The organism is Thalassospira sp. SM2505 (genome assembly GCF_054901115.1).
Map to the genome: position 1 here is coordinate 616,374 of NZ_CM142731.1, position 15,899 is coordinate 632,272.

The 15,899-nt window shown below is 54.6% G+C and carries 16 protein-coding genes; 10 read left to right on the plus strand and 6 right to left on the minus strand.

Features of this window, described 5'->3' with window-relative positions; genetic code table 11:
- Positions 1-31: 31 nt before the first annotated feature.
- The 5 genes from ACTU44_RS02835 to iadA form a co-directional block, all read right to left on the minus strand.
- Complete coding sequence (locus ACTU44_RS02835) at positions 32-700, minus strand: DUF6134 family protein (protein WP_114096520.1); 669 nt, start codon at positions 698-700, stop codon at positions 32-34.
- Between the two features lie 34 nt (positions 701-734).
- The gene (locus ACTU44_RS02840) at positions 735-1,031 is read right to left on the minus strand and encodes an SCP2 sterol-binding domain-containing protein (RefSeq protein ID WP_114096521.1); all 297 of its coding nucleotides are present in this window, start codon (positions 1,029-1,031) and stop codon (positions 735-737) included.
- A 232-nt stretch (positions 1,032-1,263) separates the two neighbouring features.
- The gene (locus tag ACTU44_RS02845) at positions 1,264-1,860 is read right to left on the minus strand and encodes an RT0821/Lpp0805 family surface protein (protein WP_462096608.1); all 597 of its coding nucleotides are present in this window, start codon (positions 1,858-1,860) and stop codon (positions 1,264-1,266) included.
- Positions 1,857-2,090 (minus strand): hypothetical protein, encoded by a 234-nt coding sequence (locus ACTU44_RS02850; protein ID WP_114096878.1) that lies wholly within the window; start codon positions 2,088-2,090, stop codon positions 1,857-1,859. Before ACTU44_RS02850 ends, ACTU44_RS02845 begins: the two co-directional genes overlap by 4 nt.
- A gap of 200 nt (positions 2,091-2,290) precedes the next feature.
- Complete coding sequence (iadA, locus tag ACTU44_RS02855; RefSeq protein ID WP_462096609.1) at positions 2,291-3,463, minus strand: beta-aspartyl-peptidase; 1,173 nt, start codon at positions 3,461-3,463, stop codon at positions 2,291-2,293.
- A gap of 158 nt (positions 3,464-3,621) precedes the next feature.
- Between iadA and ACTU44_RS02860 the strand changes: the two genes are divergently transcribed.
- From ACTU44_RS02860 to ACTU44_RS02895, 8 genes are all read left to right on the plus strand, one after another.
- Positions 3,622-4,257 carry a LysE family translocator gene (locus ACTU44_RS02860; protein WP_114096523.1) on the plus strand — a complete coding sequence of 212 codons (636 nt, stop codon included), beginning with the start codon at positions 3,622-3,624 and terminating at the stop codon, positions 4,255-4,257.
- 93 nt (positions 4,258-4,350) lie between these two features.
- Positions 4,351-5,580: a CynX/NimT family MFS transporter gene (locus ACTU44_RS02865; protein WP_462096610.1), complete on the plus strand. Its 1,230-nt coding sequence runs from the start codon at positions 4,351-4,353 to the stop codon at positions 5,578-5,580.
- 207 nt (positions 5,581-5,787) lie between these two features.
- Positions 5,788-5,955, plus strand: coding sequence for a hemin uptake protein HemP (gene hemP / locus ACTU44_RS02870; protein ID WP_462096611.1), 168 nt, complete (start codon positions 5,788-5,790; stop codon positions 5,953-5,955).
- Between the two features lie 121 nt (positions 5,956-6,076).
- A complete protein-coding gene (locus tag ACTU44_RS02875; RefSeq protein ID WP_336079889.1) occupies positions 6,077-8,146 on the plus strand; it encodes a TonB-dependent hemoglobin/transferrin/lactoferrin family receptor in 2,070 nt (689 codons plus the stop codon).
- A 63-nt stretch (positions 8,147-8,209) separates the two neighbouring features.
- Positions 8,210-9,283 carry a hemin-degrading factor gene (locus tag ACTU44_RS02880; RefSeq protein ID WP_462096612.1) on the plus strand — a complete coding sequence of 358 codons (1,074 nt, stop codon included), beginning with the start codon at positions 8,210-8,212 and terminating at the stop codon, positions 9,281-9,283.
- 3 nt (positions 9,284-9,286) lie between these two features.
- Positions 9,287-10,144 (plus strand): heme/hemin ABC transporter substrate-binding protein, encoded by an 858-nt coding sequence (locus tag ACTU44_RS02885; protein ID WP_462096613.1) that lies wholly within the window; start codon positions 9,287-9,289, stop codon positions 10,142-10,144.
- The gene (locus ACTU44_RS02890) at positions 10,141-11,226 is read left to right on the plus strand and encodes a FecCD family ABC transporter permease (protein WP_462096614.1); all 1,086 of its coding nucleotides are present in this window, start codon (positions 10,141-10,143) and stop codon (positions 11,224-11,226) included. Before ACTU44_RS02885 ends, ACTU44_RS02890 begins: the two co-directional genes overlap by 4 nt.
- Positions 11,223-12,050 (plus strand): heme ABC transporter ATP-binding protein, encoded by an 828-nt coding sequence (locus tag ACTU44_RS02895; protein WP_462096615.1) that lies wholly within the window; start codon positions 11,223-11,225, stop codon positions 12,048-12,050. Before ACTU44_RS02890 ends, ACTU44_RS02895 begins: the two co-directional genes overlap by 4 nt.
- Here the strand turns inward: ACTU44_RS02895 and gcvA are convergent, their stop codons facing one another.
- Positions 12,051-12,983 (minus strand): transcriptional regulator GcvA, encoded by a 933-nt coding sequence (gene gcvA, locus ACTU44_RS02900; protein ID WP_114096530.1) that lies wholly within the window; start codon positions 12,981-12,983, stop codon positions 12,051-12,053.
- A 281-nt stretch (positions 12,984-13,264) separates the two neighbouring features.
- Here gcvA and ACTU44_RS02905 point away from each other — a divergent pair, with 281 nt between their 5' ends.
- Complete coding sequence (locus ACTU44_RS02905) at positions 13,265-14,452, plus strand: NAD(P)/FAD-dependent oxidoreductase (RefSeq protein WP_114096531.1); 1,188 nt, start codon at positions 13,265-13,267, stop codon at positions 14,450-14,452.
- A gap of 61 nt (positions 14,453-14,513) precedes the next feature.
- A complete protein-coding gene (locus ACTU44_RS02910) occupies positions 14,514-15,830 on the plus strand; it encodes an aspartate aminotransferase family protein (RefSeq protein WP_462096616.1) in 1,317 nt (438 codons plus the stop codon).
- The last annotated feature ends 69 nt before the right edge of the window (positions 15,831-15,899 follow it).

Below are 15,899 nucleotides of genomic sequence, written 5' to 3' on the forward strand. Positions count from 1 at the left end.
GCTTCAAATTCTTGATTCAAAACGCCCGCTTTTATTGTTGAAGGGTCATCGCATCAACCCGGATAAAGTCGATGTCGTAACCCTTTCTTTTAAAGCTTGTTTTCAGAAGTTTCCCGTCGGGACCATACCAAAGGTCACGCTCGATATCGCCCGACATGATGTAATGGGTCGCCGGTGTTTCCCGGTTTTCGACCGTCACATTTTCTGTACCGACCTTTCGGGTTTGAACCCCGTAAGGTTCGGCATTGATGACGCTATAGAGATCGGTTTTTACCGTGATGTCCTCGGACCACAGGCTGAGTGGCCAGGCACCATCACAGGCATTCCGTTTCCCGACACCTTTGCCAGCGAGCTGATAGCAGTCTTCATCATAGCTTGCCTGCCAGGTGTAGTGTGTGCCGTCATCATTGGTGGTGATTTCGACCGAAACCAGCTTGTCATCGTGCCATTGCTCGGTGCGCTGGTGGTCATAATGGAATTTCAGAAACAGCACGCTGACGTCGGTCAGAGTCTCAACCCTGACGGTGCGACCAGATGCTGTCGGCGTGATTTCGACTTTTTCATAGCCGATGGGTTCCCCGTCCTTGAGAACGCGGAAATTCAGGACTTCCCCCGCAGATGCCATCGAAAGAACGGCACATTGGGTGAAAATACCCGTGATCAAAGCTGATACGCTACGTTTCCAGATGCGTTGCCGCATGTTTCCCCCGCAGAACGGATCGTTTCGGCCCTTGTCAGTCCAGCATGGATGACAGTTTTGCCGCTACTCCCATGGATCCCTTGATCTTGAGTTTGCCCAAAGTGAAGGCAAGCATCGGATCGAGTTTTCCGGCGATCAGTTTTTCGAGGTTGGCTTTCTTGATTTTCAGAATGCAGTCCGCATCCGACAGATCATCGTCGCTGATCACCGGCTCATCACCGGTGGCATCGACAACGATATGTCCGTCATCGCCGCAGTCAAACGCAACAACGGCATTAAGACCGCGCAGCTGTGGCAGCTTTTCCTTTACGGTGTCGAGGATGTCATCCACGAACGCCTCCCTCATATTTGATTGTATTTTTTTATGTTTGTTGTCTGACTGTAATACAAAGTGACGTTAACGTAAATCAAATTACGAAAAGGGTATATGCGCGACGAATAAGGCATTGATTTCAAGTGACTTTAAGATGCAAAAATTGGATGAAAAGTATGAAAAAAGCCCGGCTGTGCCGGGCTTTCACGGGAGAAATTCCCAATTGATCTATCGACGTAAAGACGCGTCTTTATGACACAATTTGCCAGGATCCATCGGGCTGACGGCATGCGGTGCCGTATGTTTCGCGCTGTCTTCCGCCGATATCGGCGGTTGCGCTATATTCACGGCAATAGCGTCCGCTGGTGTTTTGCCAGCTGCGGGTGGGCATAACATTATAGCTGTTGCCCGAATCCGGATTGATCCAGCGCACAGACCGTCCGTCCGGTACATTTTGCAAGGTATAACCGGTACAGGCCAGATCACTTTGATCAAGGCTTTGGCCGATACTATAGCCACCCAGCATGCCCAGAATGGCACCACCGATCATCGCCGCAGTCCGTCCATCACCTTTGCCGATGGTCGAACCGAGTGCAGCACCCGATCCGGCACCGATCAGTGCGCCGATTGTGTCACGGTTGCAGCGCAGGAAGCTTCCATTCGAGACAAAGATATCTTCGCGTGGCCGGTAGTTATAGCGGTGCTTGTCGCCATGGTGTTTATGTTGCTTGGCGCGATAGCCATGGGCTGGTGCCCATGGTGGTGGATCGGCCTTTGCCGGGGTGGAAATGCCGATTGGCGCTGCAAGACCGAGCGCTGCGGTCAAAAGGATAATTTTTCTGATCATTTTCGGGCCTGCTCGTTTTCATGCATGATGTAACCGGCACCTGTGCCGATGGCACCGCCGATCACGGCACCACAGGTGACGCAGCCACCTGTAATGACGGTGCCAACAGCACCAACACCGGCGCCAATTGCAGCACCGCTGAGCATCTTCTGATTACGGTCATTCAATCCGCTACAAGCTGAAAGCCCCAATGCGCTTGCAACGGCCAGAGTAACGGCTGTCTGTCGCATCTCTCGTGTCCTTTCCGTCATTTTGGCACAGGTCATTGGTTTGCCTGTGTCTTGGCAAAAGCTTGACGGGTAAATACGAGCGGGGTTTGACCTTATTGCGCGTTAATTCGGGCATATATGACAAGAAAAAGGCACCGCTCCGGGGGGGATATGCCGGTTTCGATGCCTTTTTACAGTCAAATTCAATGAAATATCAGTGTTTAAGCCTCGAACGTGCCCTTGATCAGGCGTTCCTTGCTGATCATTGCTGGTTTGCCACGTGCAATCACCGTCTCAGGTGCCAGGGCATCGTCGAGAACAAGAATGTCGGCATCAAAGCCGGTCTTGAGCTGTCCCTTGAAGCCATCGAGCCCCAGCATGCGGGCTGGATTGAGCGTGATCGGTGCAAGTGCGGTGGTGATATCAAGCTTTTCGCGTTCGACAAGATCGGCAAATTCGCGCGGTATGGTATCAAATCCGGCAACGGTCAGGCCGATCATATTGCCTTGCGCATCAAAATCGGGAAGCGATCCATTGCCATCCGAGGTCATCGAAATGCGATCAAGGGGCACGCCATCGGCAAGGCACTCGGCAATGCCGGTCGATGTTTTAACGGATCCGGCAGGATCGGGTTCGGCATCAATCCCGGTGGTGAAATCGATGTTGCCACCCCGCTTTGCCCAGTCCCTGGCGGCATCAAGCAAGGCGCGCTTGCGGTTGACATGGGTCGGGATGAACTGGGCAATCGGGATTTCAGTATCTTCAATCACGCCAATCAAAGGATCAAAATGCCCGTCACCATCGCCAAGATGGACCACAACCGACCCGGCCTTGCCCGACGTCATGCCGCCGATGCGCGACTGTGATGCGATCCGGGCAAGCTCCTTGATGGTGCTTTGGCTGCTGCGATGATCGGAAATTGCCGTCTTAAGGCCGATACAGGCATCAAGGAAAGTCACGTCATCGCCGATATTCCCGGTCAGGGTCGGGGACGGCACCCGATAGCCCCCGGTAAAGAACCAAGCCGAGATACCCTCGGTTCGAAGGGCTTTGGTTTTGGCATAAAGCGATGCGATATGGCGGGTGGCGGCATCAGTGCCCAGCAGGCCACAGATTGATGTAATGCCCGCTTCGATCAGGTTGCCAATCGCGACTTCGGGGGTTCTGGTCGCAAATCCGCCTTCGCCGCCACCCCCGATCAGATGGGCGTGACCGTCAATAAAGCCCGGAACTGTTAGCTTGCCGCCAAGATCAATGGTTTTGATTTCGCCCGGAACCGACACAACCAGATCCGGGGCGATGGCGATGATTTTATCGTTACAGATCAGGATATCATTGATGCCCATCGGGGCAGGGGCGAAAACATTGGCGTTCTTGAGCAGCAGAAACATCATTTAAAACCGTGATTTGCGGGAATTGTTCAACCATATGCGAGGTGACGCAGGGCGCCATCATAGCGATAGTTCATTTCCGTTGAAACGGTTCTGGCAAGCCGCTAGCTTTGCAGCTAAACGAGGCGGGTTTGAAACCTGCGCCACCAAAGGGAAACGTCATGAGCTTTGCCGCCTGGTTGTCTGTTGCAACCATTTGTGTTCTGGGTGCGATGACGCCGGGTCCAAGCCTGGCAGTTGTTCTGCGCTATTCTGTCGGGCAATCGCGTCAGGCGGGTTTTGCCTGTGCATTGGCACATGGACTGGGCATCGGCTTTTATGCCGTGATCACCATGACCGGCCTTGGCATCCTGTTTCAGACAGTGCCGGTCTTTCACAATGCGGTCAGTATTCTTGGCGCGCTTTATCTGATCTGGCTTGCGATCAAGGCATGGCGGGCAGCGGGATCGGGCGAGAAGTTCAATGTCGAGGGTGCCGGTGCGCTTTCCGGCTCGGTCGGGCAGGCTGCACGTGACGGCTTTATGATCGCCTTCCTTAATCCCAAGATTGCCCTGTTCTTTCTTGCGCTGTTCAGCCAGTTCGTGTCGCCTGAATTTGAATGGAGCGGCAAGTTCATTCTGGCCTTTACCGCCGCAGCAATTGATGCGGCGTGGTATTGCCTTGTGGCGATCGGGTTATCGCACGGGGCGGTCTTGCCCTGGTTGCGCGATCACGCGTCCTGGATCGAGCGTATCATTGCCATTCTGTTTGTTCTGATTGCCCTTCGGGTTCTGTGGGGGGTGACCGCTTTTGTATAAGGGCGGTCTGATGCATTCCTGAATTTACGTATTCTGATCGTGCTACCATCACGACGTAACCCGGATCATGACTGATCCAGACGGAGTTTTCCGATGACTGACAAGACGGCCCCATCAACCGACCAGAACAGCGACGCCGGGCGCGGATTTCACCGGCTTGGCGCGCATATCGGCTTTTTGTTTGCCATTTTGCTTCTGGCCGCAAATATGCGTGGCAGTATTGTCGGGCTTGGTCCGTTGGCTGAGATCATCGGAACGGATTTGTCGCTGTCGGGAACCCAGCTTGGTCTTTTGACCACATTGCCGGTTCTGAGTTTCGGGGTTCTGTCGATTTTTGCACCGCGACTGGGACAAAAATTCGGGCTTGAGGCAACGCTTCTTACGATGTTGCTGTTTATTGCCCTTGGGCAGGGGCTTCGTGCCAGCGGAGCCTATGACATCATGGTGATAGGGACGATCATTCTGGGTGCTGCGATTGCAGTGATGAATGTGCTGACTCCGTCGCTGGTGCGGCGCAGCTTCCCGACCCATGTTGCCTTTGTGACCGCCCTTTACACCTTTACCATGTCGAGTGGCGCGACCATTGCCGCATTCATTTCTATTCCGATACGAAATGCCGCAGATGGGGACTGGCGCTGGTCACTGGGTGTGTGGGCGGTATTTGCAGCCATTGCCTTTGTCTGCTGGTTGCCGATGCTGCGCTATCGCCACAAGGCCCCGGCACCGGCGATGAATGCCAAAATATCGCTTTGGAAAAATACCGAAGCATGGTGGCTGGCGCTGTTCTTTGGCTGTCAGTCGCTGATGTTTTACACAGGGGTTGCCTGGCTTGCGAAGGTTTTCATCGATCACGGCATTACCGAGGCCGAGGCCGCAACACTTTTGTCGATCTTTAACGTCTTTGGTATTCCTGCAGCCTTTGCGGCACCGCTGATCTATTCGAAAATTGCCAACAAGAAACTGGCGATGCTGGTGCTGCATATCCCGCTGATCATTGCGATTCCGGGCTTTGTGTTTGCCACGACCGAGCTTCCCTATCTTTGGGCGGTATGCCTTGGTCTGGGTCAGGGCAGCATGATCAGCATTGCCTTGACGCTGGTGGGGATGCGCGGGGCTGATCCGCAAACTTCCGCCCGTCTTTCAGGGATGGCGCAATCCGTCGGCTATCTGTTTGCGGCGATTGGTCCGGTATTGTTTGGCGCCCTTCATGATCTTCTGGGCGACTGGCAGGTCGCGCTTTATTTCCTGTTCATCATGGTTGCAGTGCAGCTTGTCGCTGCAATGCGTGCCGGTTCGTCCGAGAAGATCGGCGTCAGCAACTAGGTAGTATTCCCTCACCGCCATCAGTTCAGGGTCCTTATGCAAAAGGCCATATTTCCAACCCGGAAATGTGGCCTTTGTCACATAATGGGACGGTAATTGACCCGCATTCATGTTTTGGCGCAACTGCGCAGTTGACTTTCATTCGCAATTGAATATAGGAATGCAAATCATTATTAATATAGTCGGTGCATAAACAAGGAGTTTGTGATGCCTGACATCACAGGCAGGATTGAAAAAACGGGCGTCCCAGCTCAGGCGAAACATATTCAGGTGGAAGAACTGATGGGAACTGACCGCGAGGTCATTATTATCCATCAGGGAGACGAATACCGCCTTCGTATGACGTCGAACAACAAGCTAATCCTGACGAAATAAGGCGTCTAACTAACGCCACACAATCAAATCTGACCAGATTTGCCAGCCAGCGCGCCAGTGCCCCGCACAAGCCAGCCAGCCAGCCGAAATCGGTACCAAAGCTGCCTTACAGGGGAAAATTATGGCTTTCAACAAGTCTGTGCGCTTGCTTATGGCGACAGTATCAACATTTGCGCTTGGCACTGCTGCATATGCGCAAGATGCTACGAATATATCGGGCACCGATGCCGCAGATGTATCTGCAACCACCGACCAACCGGTCCTGATTGCCGAAAACAGCATTGCACTTGATGCAATCACGATTACCGCCAACAAGCTTGAAACATCGGTCATCGACGCACCGGCATCAATTTCGGTTGTCGATGAAGAAGAACTGGAACGACGTCAGCCATCCGATCTGAGCGACATCTTGCGCGGAATGCCCGGTGTCGAGATTTATGGTGGCCCGCGCAGCACGGTTCAGGAGCCGATCATTCGCGGTTTGACCGGTGACCGTGTGGTTGTGCGTGTTGACGGTGCCCGCGCCAATATGAGTGTTGGCCACAAAGGTCGTTTCTTCTTCGATCCGGAAGTTCTTAAATCGGTTGAAGTCTATCGTGGTGCGGCATCGACCATGCAGGGCACCGGTGCATTGGGGGGTGTCATTGCACTCACTACCAAGGACGCCAATGATCTGCTTGATCCGGGCCAGAAAATTGGTGCGCGGGTCAAGGTTGGATATGCGTCTGTTGATCACGGTTTGACGACAAATGGCATGGCCTATGGTCGCCCGACCGACAATACCGACATTCTGGTCAGCGTCACCCGCGAAAGCACGGGTAATTTTGAATCCGGTGATGGCGTAAAGCAGCAATATACCGATGATGATTACATCAATGGCATGTTCAAGGGCGGGATCGACATCAATGATGCGAGCCGTCTGACGCTGAGCGTTCAGCGCTATAGCGATGATCACCAGTTGCCTGCTGCCCCGGATAGTGGTGCAGCTGTAAACAGCACCAGCAACTATCTTGTGGATCGCGAAAGCGAAGAATCCTCGCTGGTCCTGGGATACAGCTATCACGATTTGGGTAACGACTGGATTGATGCAAACGTAAATGCCTATGGCATGCGTACGGATCTGGATGAAAAGCGTGTCAGCGACGGTCGTCATGATGAACGCACACTTGATACCATCGGCATTGATGGCAACAACACGTCGCGCTTTGATCTGGCCGGTCGTGAACTGGCAGTAACGGTTGGCGGGGAGCTTTATCAGGATTCACAGGAAGGCCGTCGTAACGGCGTTGCTGTAGCCAACCTGTTTCCCGATGCGGAAATGACTATCTATGGCGTTTATGTCGATAATGCCTTTGCAGTTACCGACGCGCTTGATCTGACCGCAGGTGTGCGGTTTGACTCCTATGACCTGTCGGCGGAAGGTCAGCGGTCGCGTGAGGACAGCGCGATTTCCCCGCGCTTCTCGGCAAGCTACCGTGTGACGTCCTGGATGCAGCCCTATGTCAGTTATGCCGAAGCGTTCCGTGCTCCGGCCATGACCGAAATGTATGCCAGCGGTTATCACTTCCCGGGCAACAATTTTGTCGCCAACCCCGATCTGGAAGCTGAAAAGGCCAAGACCTGGGAATTCGGGACAAACTTCAAGTCTGACAACCTTCTGACGGCGGGCGACGCTTTCCGCGCCAAAGTTGCCTATTTCCATAACGAAATCGAAGACTACATCGAACAGCAAGGTGCGACTTTCGGTAGTTCCGAAACCAAAAGTGTCAACGTTCCCGAAGCTGAAATCAAAGGTTTCGAAGCAGAGCTAAGTTATGACACCGGTGTTGTCTTTGCCGGTTTGGCCGCATCGCGTTTGCGTGGGGAAAACACCCGTACCGGTGAAAATCTTGCCAATATTCCGGCCGACAAGGTTGCTGTATCGGGCGGGTATCGCTTCGAGGATTACGGTGTCGAACTTGGCGGCCGCGCCAATATGGTTGATCGCCTGACCCGCATTGCTTCGGGCAGCGAAGTTCCCGGTTATGCAACCTTCGATCTGTTTGCCCGCTGGGATGCAAGCGAAACCGTTCCGGGTCTGACGGTCAATGCCGGGATCGATAACCTGTTTGATCACAATTATCAGGTTGCTGATCAGGGGCTTTATGAGCCGGGCCGCAACTTCAAAATTTCCGCAAGCATGAAATTCTAACGCACGAGGATCAGACGATGCGTGTCTTGCATCGTCTGATCTTTCAGGAGGTATAAAAACGCCATGAATGAAAACAATTTCAAAACACCACAGGAAGCCTGGGCGGCCTTTTCTGCCGGAGAAGCCAAAGGATATGCCGTCGATATCGCATCAGAACTTGGTTTGACCGAGGGTGAACTGGTTGCAGCCGGTACCGGGAAAAACGTTATTCGTCTGGATGTGGATTGGGGTGACCTGATCAAACGTCTTGAAGAACTGGGCGAGGTCAAGATTCTGACCCGCAATCCAAGTGTGGTTCATGAAAAGATCGGAACGTTCGGGGCGGTCAGCATCAATGGTGAAATGGGACTGGTGCTGAATGGTGATGTAGACCTTCGCCTGTTTCTGGGGCGTTGGGGCCATGGATTTGCGGTAGAAACCAACAATCCGCGCGCAGGACGCCGTCGCAGCCTGCAGTTTTTTGATCATGAAGGCCAGGCGATTCACAAGATCTTCCTGACCGCCAAATCGAACGAAGCCGGATATGATGCGCTGGTAGATGAATTCCGAGCGGAAAATCAGGAACCGGGGATCGAAACCCTGGCGCCGTTGCCCAAAGCCGTGACGCGCAAGGATGAAGAGGTCGATGTGGATAATCTTCGTGCCCATTGGCGCAAGATGACCGATGTGCATCAGTTCCACGGGTTGCTGAAAGATTTCAATGTCGGACGACAGCAGGGACTGCGTCTTGTCGGGACAGAATTTGCCGAACGGCTGAGCAATGATGCGCTTAAGACCATGCTGGAATCAGCATCGGAAAGCGGTTTGCCGATCATGGTGTTTGTTGGCAATGCCGGTGCCATACAGATCCATACCGGTCCGGTCAAAACCATCCGCGAGATGGGGGACTGGATCAATGTCATGGACCCGCGTTTCACCCTGCATCTGCGTATGGACATGATTGCCGAGGCATGGATTGTCCGTAAACCTGTCCGTGAAGGTGTGATCACCACGGTCGAGCTTTATGACGCAGATCTCAACAACTTTGCGATCTTCTGCGGCGAACGTGCACCCAAGGATCCCGAGAATCCGGAATGGCAGAAGCTTGCAGAAGATCTGCCGCGTTTTAACGCCAAAGAGCATGCTCTCGCGGGGTAGATGATGCGCAGATTTACCACAATTCTATGTGCCATTTTCAGCTTCACCATGCTTGGTGCGAATGCCAATGGCACCGAGCGTCCCGGCCGTGTAATCACGGTCGGGGCCCCGGCGACCGAAATTGTCTTTGCGCTTGGTGCCGGTGACAGCGTTATTGCAACCGATACCACCAGTACCCGACCGGAGGTGGTCGAAGCCCTGCCAAAGGTTGGTTATATGCGCCAACTGGCGTCCGAGGGGATCATCAGCCTGAAGCCCGATCTGATTGTCGCTGTTGAGAAATCAGGTCCGGAAAATGTGTTGCAGGAACTGGGTGATCTGGGGATACCGATTGTCAAACTGCCATCACTCGACGAGATGAAAAATCTGCCCGATGCGATTGCCATTGCGGGCGCGGCACTGGGGCGTGTTGTCGAGGCGCAAACACTTGCACAAAAGATTCGTGCCGATATTGCCGATCTGGGGGCCGTAGTCGAGCCGAACCGCCCAAGTATCATATTCCTGATGGCTGTTGGTCATGGTAAGCCGCTTTCGGCCGGGAACCATACGACAGCTGCAGAAATCATTGATCTGGTTGGCGGTCGAAATCCGATGGCAGAGTTTGACGGTTTCAAACCGGTATCAGCCGAAGTCATCGCCGCAGATCAGTCTGATTATGTATTGCTGCCGCAATCAACCGTTGATCAATATGGCGGCTTCGAAGGCCTTAAAACCGATCCGGTTCTGGGGCTGAACAAGGCCGTGGCAAATGGCAGGGTTCTGACAGTTTCATCGTCAACGATACTCGGGTTCGGGCCTGAATCCGCGTCTGAAATCCGCGATGTGGCGGCATTTCTGCACAAGCAAGAACAAGGTCGATGAAAACGGTGAAGCTGATGGCATCATCGCTGCGGCAGTTCGGGCCGGTTCGTCGACCTGTGGTGGTTCTTGTCCTCATGATGTTGGTGCTGGCAAGTGTGGTCCTGATTTCACTCGGGATTGGTGGTGCGCCGATCGCGTCGGGCGATGTGCTTGCGCATCTGGCCCATCGCATCGGTATTTCCGGCATTGGTATTGATGCATTTGATGCCCGTGTTCTTGATACCTTGCGCTTGCCCCGTATTCTGCGGGCCATTGTGATTGGCGGGGGGCTTGGTCTTGCCGGGGCGGTGATGCAAAGCCTGTTTCGCAATCCCATTGCCGATCCGGGTATCATCGGGGTGTCTGCCAGCGCTGCTTTGGGGGCGGTGGCCATGATTGTTGCCGGTCACATCATTTTGGGCAGTTTCTATACGGTGATCGGGCCTTATGGTGTGCCGGTTGCCGCATTTGGCGGTGCGGTCATTGCAACGGCGGTTATTCGGGTTCTGTCCCGCCAGGATGGACAAACCGATGCCGCAATCATGTTGCTGATCGGGGTGGCGATCAATGCCATGGCATTTGCCGGTGTTGGTGTCTTTACCTATATGGCCGATGATGCGCAGTTGCGCAGTCTGACATTCTGGCAGATGGGGGCGCTTGCCGGAAACGGCCCGACCGATATGCCCGCCATGATCATTATGACCCTGGGCATCGTTTATTTGCTGACGCTGGGAACACCGCTTAATCTGTTTTTGCTGGGCGAGGCCGAGGCACGCCATCTTGGTGTCGAGGTCGAACATCTTAAACGCCGGGCAACCGTTGCCACGGCATTGGTTGTGGGTGCAGCGGTTGCTGTGTCGGGCATTATCGGGTTTGTCGGGTTGGTGGCCCCGCATCTGGTGCGGCTAGTGACCGGGCCGGATAACCGGTATGTGTTGCCTGCATCTGCAATTTGCGGGGCGATCATGCTGACCGGGGCGGATGCTGTGGCCCGTATCATTGTATTGCCGGCAGAATTGCCGATTGGTCTGGTAACGGGGATCGTTGGCGGGCCGTTCTTCCTTGGATTGCTGATGCGTGAAAAGAAAAGGCGCAGATTATGAGCCTGATGGCAAAGGACGTGAGCTTTGTGGCGCGTGGCCGCCATTTGCTGCGTGATATTTCGCTGGCTTTGGCGCCGGGGGAAGTATTGGCAATTCTGGGCCCCAATGGTGCCGGGAAATCCACATTGCTGCGTGTGCTGGCAGGTGAATACCAACCAGCCAAAGGGTGCGTCATGCAAAATGGGCAGGATATATCCAGCTTGTCGGCCCTGAACCTTGCGCAAAGGCGGGCGGTGATGCCGCAAGCCGCCTCAATGACATTTCCGTTCGGTGTGCGTGATGTGGTTGCCTTGGGCCGTGCGCCGTTTCGAAAAATCTCGACGCGCCAGCTTGATCAGAAACTGGTGGCCCGTGCGATTGCTGTTGCCGATATCAATCATCTTGCAGATCGGCCCTATCCGGCCTTGTCCGGCGGGGAAAAACAGCGGGTCCATCTGGCCCGTGCCCTGGTGCAAATCTGGGGAATGGGTGGATTTGATGTGACATCAGATGCCGTGCATGACCCGCAGTGTGGTTCTGACCGGTTCCTTTTGCTTGATGAGCCCACAGCGGGGCTTGATGTTTCCCATCAACACGCATTGCTGGCCGTTGCACGACGTGAAGCCCACGACAACAATGTCGGGGTCTTGATGATCCTGCATGATTTCAATCAGGTCACGGCCTATGCCGACCGGGTCGCTGTTTTGCAGTCCGGCGAGATCGTGGCACAGGGAGAAGTTGCAGACGTCATGCAGCCCGACTTGCTGTCAGCGGTGTTCAAAAGTCCGATCCGCGCGATTGATGATCCCAAGGGCGGACATGTTCTGGTCAGTCAGGCGGTCTGATCAGGCGGCGTTGCCTGATGATGATCCGCGTTCTTCCTGTTCGGCCTTGCAGGTCGCAACCAGCCAGTCGCGAAAGGCGCGGACGGCAAAGTTGTTTTCCTTTTCCTTGGGATAGACAACGTAATAGGCGTGATGATTGGGGATCGAGACATCAAAGGGGGCAACGAGCCGCCCGTTTTCAAGCTCTTCGCGCACCAGAAATTCCGGCAATAGCGCCAATCCAAGCCCGGCAACGGCGGCCTGAATGACCATGTGGAAATGTTCAAACCTTGGTCCGGCAAGCTCGTCGACCACGGCAACGCCGGTTGCTGCCAGCCAGTCCTGCCAGGCGCGTGGACGGGTGGAATGTTGCAAAAGTGTGCAGTTGCGCACGCGTTCGCGCGCAATCGGCAGATCATCATTTTCCTTAAGCAGTTTGGGCGCGCAAACCGCAATCAGGGTTTCACCCATCAGGCGGTGAAACACGCATCCGGGCAGATTGTCATCGCCGAAATGGATCGCGATATCGATGCCTTCGCGGTCGAAATTGAACTCGCGCGTCTGGGTGATCAGATTAAGCTGGATATCCGGCCAGGTTGCCTTGAAATCGCCAAGACGTGGCACAAGCCAGCGCGCACCAAATGTTGGCAACGTCCCGACATTGAGCATCCCGCCCGCATCGGAATAGGCCATGACCTGAAGCGTTGCGGCCTCTGCCCGGTCCAGAAGATCGCGCACCTGTGCTGCATAGGCTTCGCCCGCAGCAGTCAGTTTCAGGCGTTTTTTGACCCGGCGAAACAGATCGCGTCCCAGATATTCCTCAAGCGTTCTGATCTGACGGCTGATCGCGCTTTGCGTGACGTTAAGTTCCTCGGCCGCCCGGGTAAAGGATAGATGACGGGCCGAACTTTCAAAGAATTGCAAGGCAGTCAGGGACGGCAGGAAGCGGCGCATGGAAATTCCGGTTCATAACAAAATGGAATGATATGGTGCGAATATATCGTTTGTTTGCTGTTCAGCCAAGGCGTAACGTTTTAAACGGTTCCAAGCCTCCTCGCGCCACCATATGAAGCGTTCAGGCCAAGGGCCATCGCGCTGGAATGTGATCAGTTTGTAATGTTTCGGAAGGATGTCTCCCCGTTCCGGACAGGGATCGCATCCAGCGCACCAACCATAAAATGTCCGGGATGAAAGTGGCCGGAAGGCTTCAACAATTTATCGGGTAGAAGGCGAGAATGGGTTCTGTTGACGCAAATTATGATGTGATCATTGTCGGTGGTGCGGTTATTGGCAGCTCCATCGCATGGCATTTGACCGGCCGGGATGATTTCAAGGGCCGGGTTCTGGTGATCGAAAAAGATCCCAATTACGAATTCTGTTCGACGACCCTTTCGGCGGCGTCGATCCGTCAGCAATTTTCGACCCCGGTCAATATCGAAATGTCGGCTTATGGCATCGAGTTCTTGCGCAATCTGAAGCGCGACCTTGATCCCGAAGTCGACATTGCCCTGCATGAAAAAGGCTATCTTATTCTGGCAACCGATCAGGGCCGTGACATCCTCAAGCAGAACCACGCGACCCAGACCGAATTTGGTGCTGATATCGTCTGGATGGAACCCGATGAACTGGCCGCCAAATATCCGTGGATGAATACATCCGATCTGTCGGCTGGCTGCTGGGGCCGCACGGGCGAAGGCTGGTTTGATGCCTATTCCCTGATGCAGTCTTTCCGCAAACAGGCCCGCAGTCGCGGTGCCGAATATATCGACGGCGAAGTCGTTGAAGTCACCCGCGAAGGCGATCAGATTACCGGTGTTGTCCTGAAAGACGGGCGTCGGTTTGGCTGTGGCACCCTGATCAATGCGGCCGGAACCGGCGGGTCCAGGGTTGCAAAAATGGCTGGTCTTGAAATTCCGGTCGAACCGCGCAAACGCTGCATTTTCGTATTTAACTGCCGCGATGCTGCCGACATTACCGCGACCTGTCCGATGCTGATCGATCCGAGCGGGCTTTATGTCCGTCCTGAAGGTGAGTTTTTCATCACCGGGATCGCCCCGCCCAAGGATCGTGATCCGGAATGCTGGGATTTCGAAGTCGATCACAGCCTGTTTGACGACATCATCTGGCCGGGCCTGTATGAGCGTTGTGAACGGTTTGAGGCGATCAAGGTCGTCAATGCCTGGGCCGGTCACTATTCCTATAACCTGCTTGATCAGAACGCGATCCTTGGCCGTCATACCGATGTGAAGAACTTTGTCTTTGCCAATGGTTTCTCGGGCCACGGGTTGCAGCAAAGCCCGGCGGTTGGTCGCGGGATTGCCGAGCTCGTCACCACGGGCGGCTATCAGACCCTTGATCTGTCGGTCTTCGGCTATGAGCGTATCCGGGATAATGCCCCGGTTCTCGAACTTAACGTTATTTAATTCGATTTCGTAACGAATATGCGAAATCAGATACTTAAACCAATGGTCGGAGCAGGCCCCAATGCCCCGTGATGATGCTAACAAAACTGCTGGAACTCTTGGCGCTTCCATTCGTGATCGTCAGACCGTCTCGGTTTCGAGCGGGGTGCGTAATGTGCATCCTGTCTATCTTGACTGCGCACTGAATGCTGAAGCCTGGGATAGCGAAGGCAATCGCTATATCGATTTCGTTGGCGGGATCGGTGTTTTGACTGTTGGCCATCGCAACCCGGTTGTGATGGATCGTGTGATCGCCCAGTGCGACCGTTTTACCCATAGCTGCTTTAACGCGCTGCCCCATGAACCCTATGTCGCGGTCACCGACTGGCTGGCGAAAAACTGCCCGATTGAAGGCCCGGCAAAGTCGATGCTGACCAATTCCGGGGCCGAGGCCATGGAAAACGCCCTGAAACTGGCCCGTGCCTTTACCGGCCGGACCGGGGTGATCGCCTTTGAAGGGGCGTTTCATGGCAGAACCCTTGCGACCCTTGCACTGACCGGCAAGACAAAGCCCTATAAAACCGGTCTTGGGCCGCTTCCGGGGCCGGTCTGGCATCTGCCATATCCTTGCCCGGAAACCGGTGTATCGGTTGAGGATGCGATGAATGCCATCGCCAAACTGTTTGCGGTTTCTGCCGATCCCAAATCGGTCGGGGCCATCGTCATCGAACCGGTTCAGGGTGAGGGCGGTTTCCGCGCCTGTGACGGCGAATTCCTTGTGGCGTTGCGTCGTCTGTGTGATGAAAACGGCATGGTTCTGATTGCCGATGAAATCCAGTCTGGGTTTGCGCGCACGGGCAAGATGTTTGCCATCGAGCATGCCGGTGTGGCCCCCGATATCCTTGTCATGGGCAAGGGGATTGGCGGTGGTTTCCCGCTGGCCGCGATCACCGGGGCCGAGGATGTGATGAACGCACTCGCACCGGGCGGTCTTGGCGGGACATATTCGGGTAACCCGGTTGCCTGCGCGGCTGCAACCGGTGTGTTCGAGGTGCTCGAAGCTGAAAACATTCTGGGTCGTGCCAAGCAGCTTGGCGAAAAATACGCGACCCATATCGCATGGTTGCGCGATCTGCCCGGCGGGCATGTGATCGGCAATATGCGCGGAATTGGCGCAATGCGCGCCTTCGAGATGATTGCAGATGATGGCAAACCGTCGCCCAATCGTCTGCAAAGCCTGTTGCAACTGGCGCGTGAAAGCGGGCTATTGTTAATGCCAAGTGGTGAACACGCCAATGTGGTGCGCCTGCTGGCACCTTTGACCATTCCGTTCGATCAGGTTGATGAGGCCTTTGCCATCATCGCCAAGCTTCTGCCCAAGGTGGCGCAAGTCGCATAGATCGCGGAACGATATCAAACGGAATGGCCGGTGGTGATCACCGGAAAGTTTAAAAAGAAGGGAGTTTTA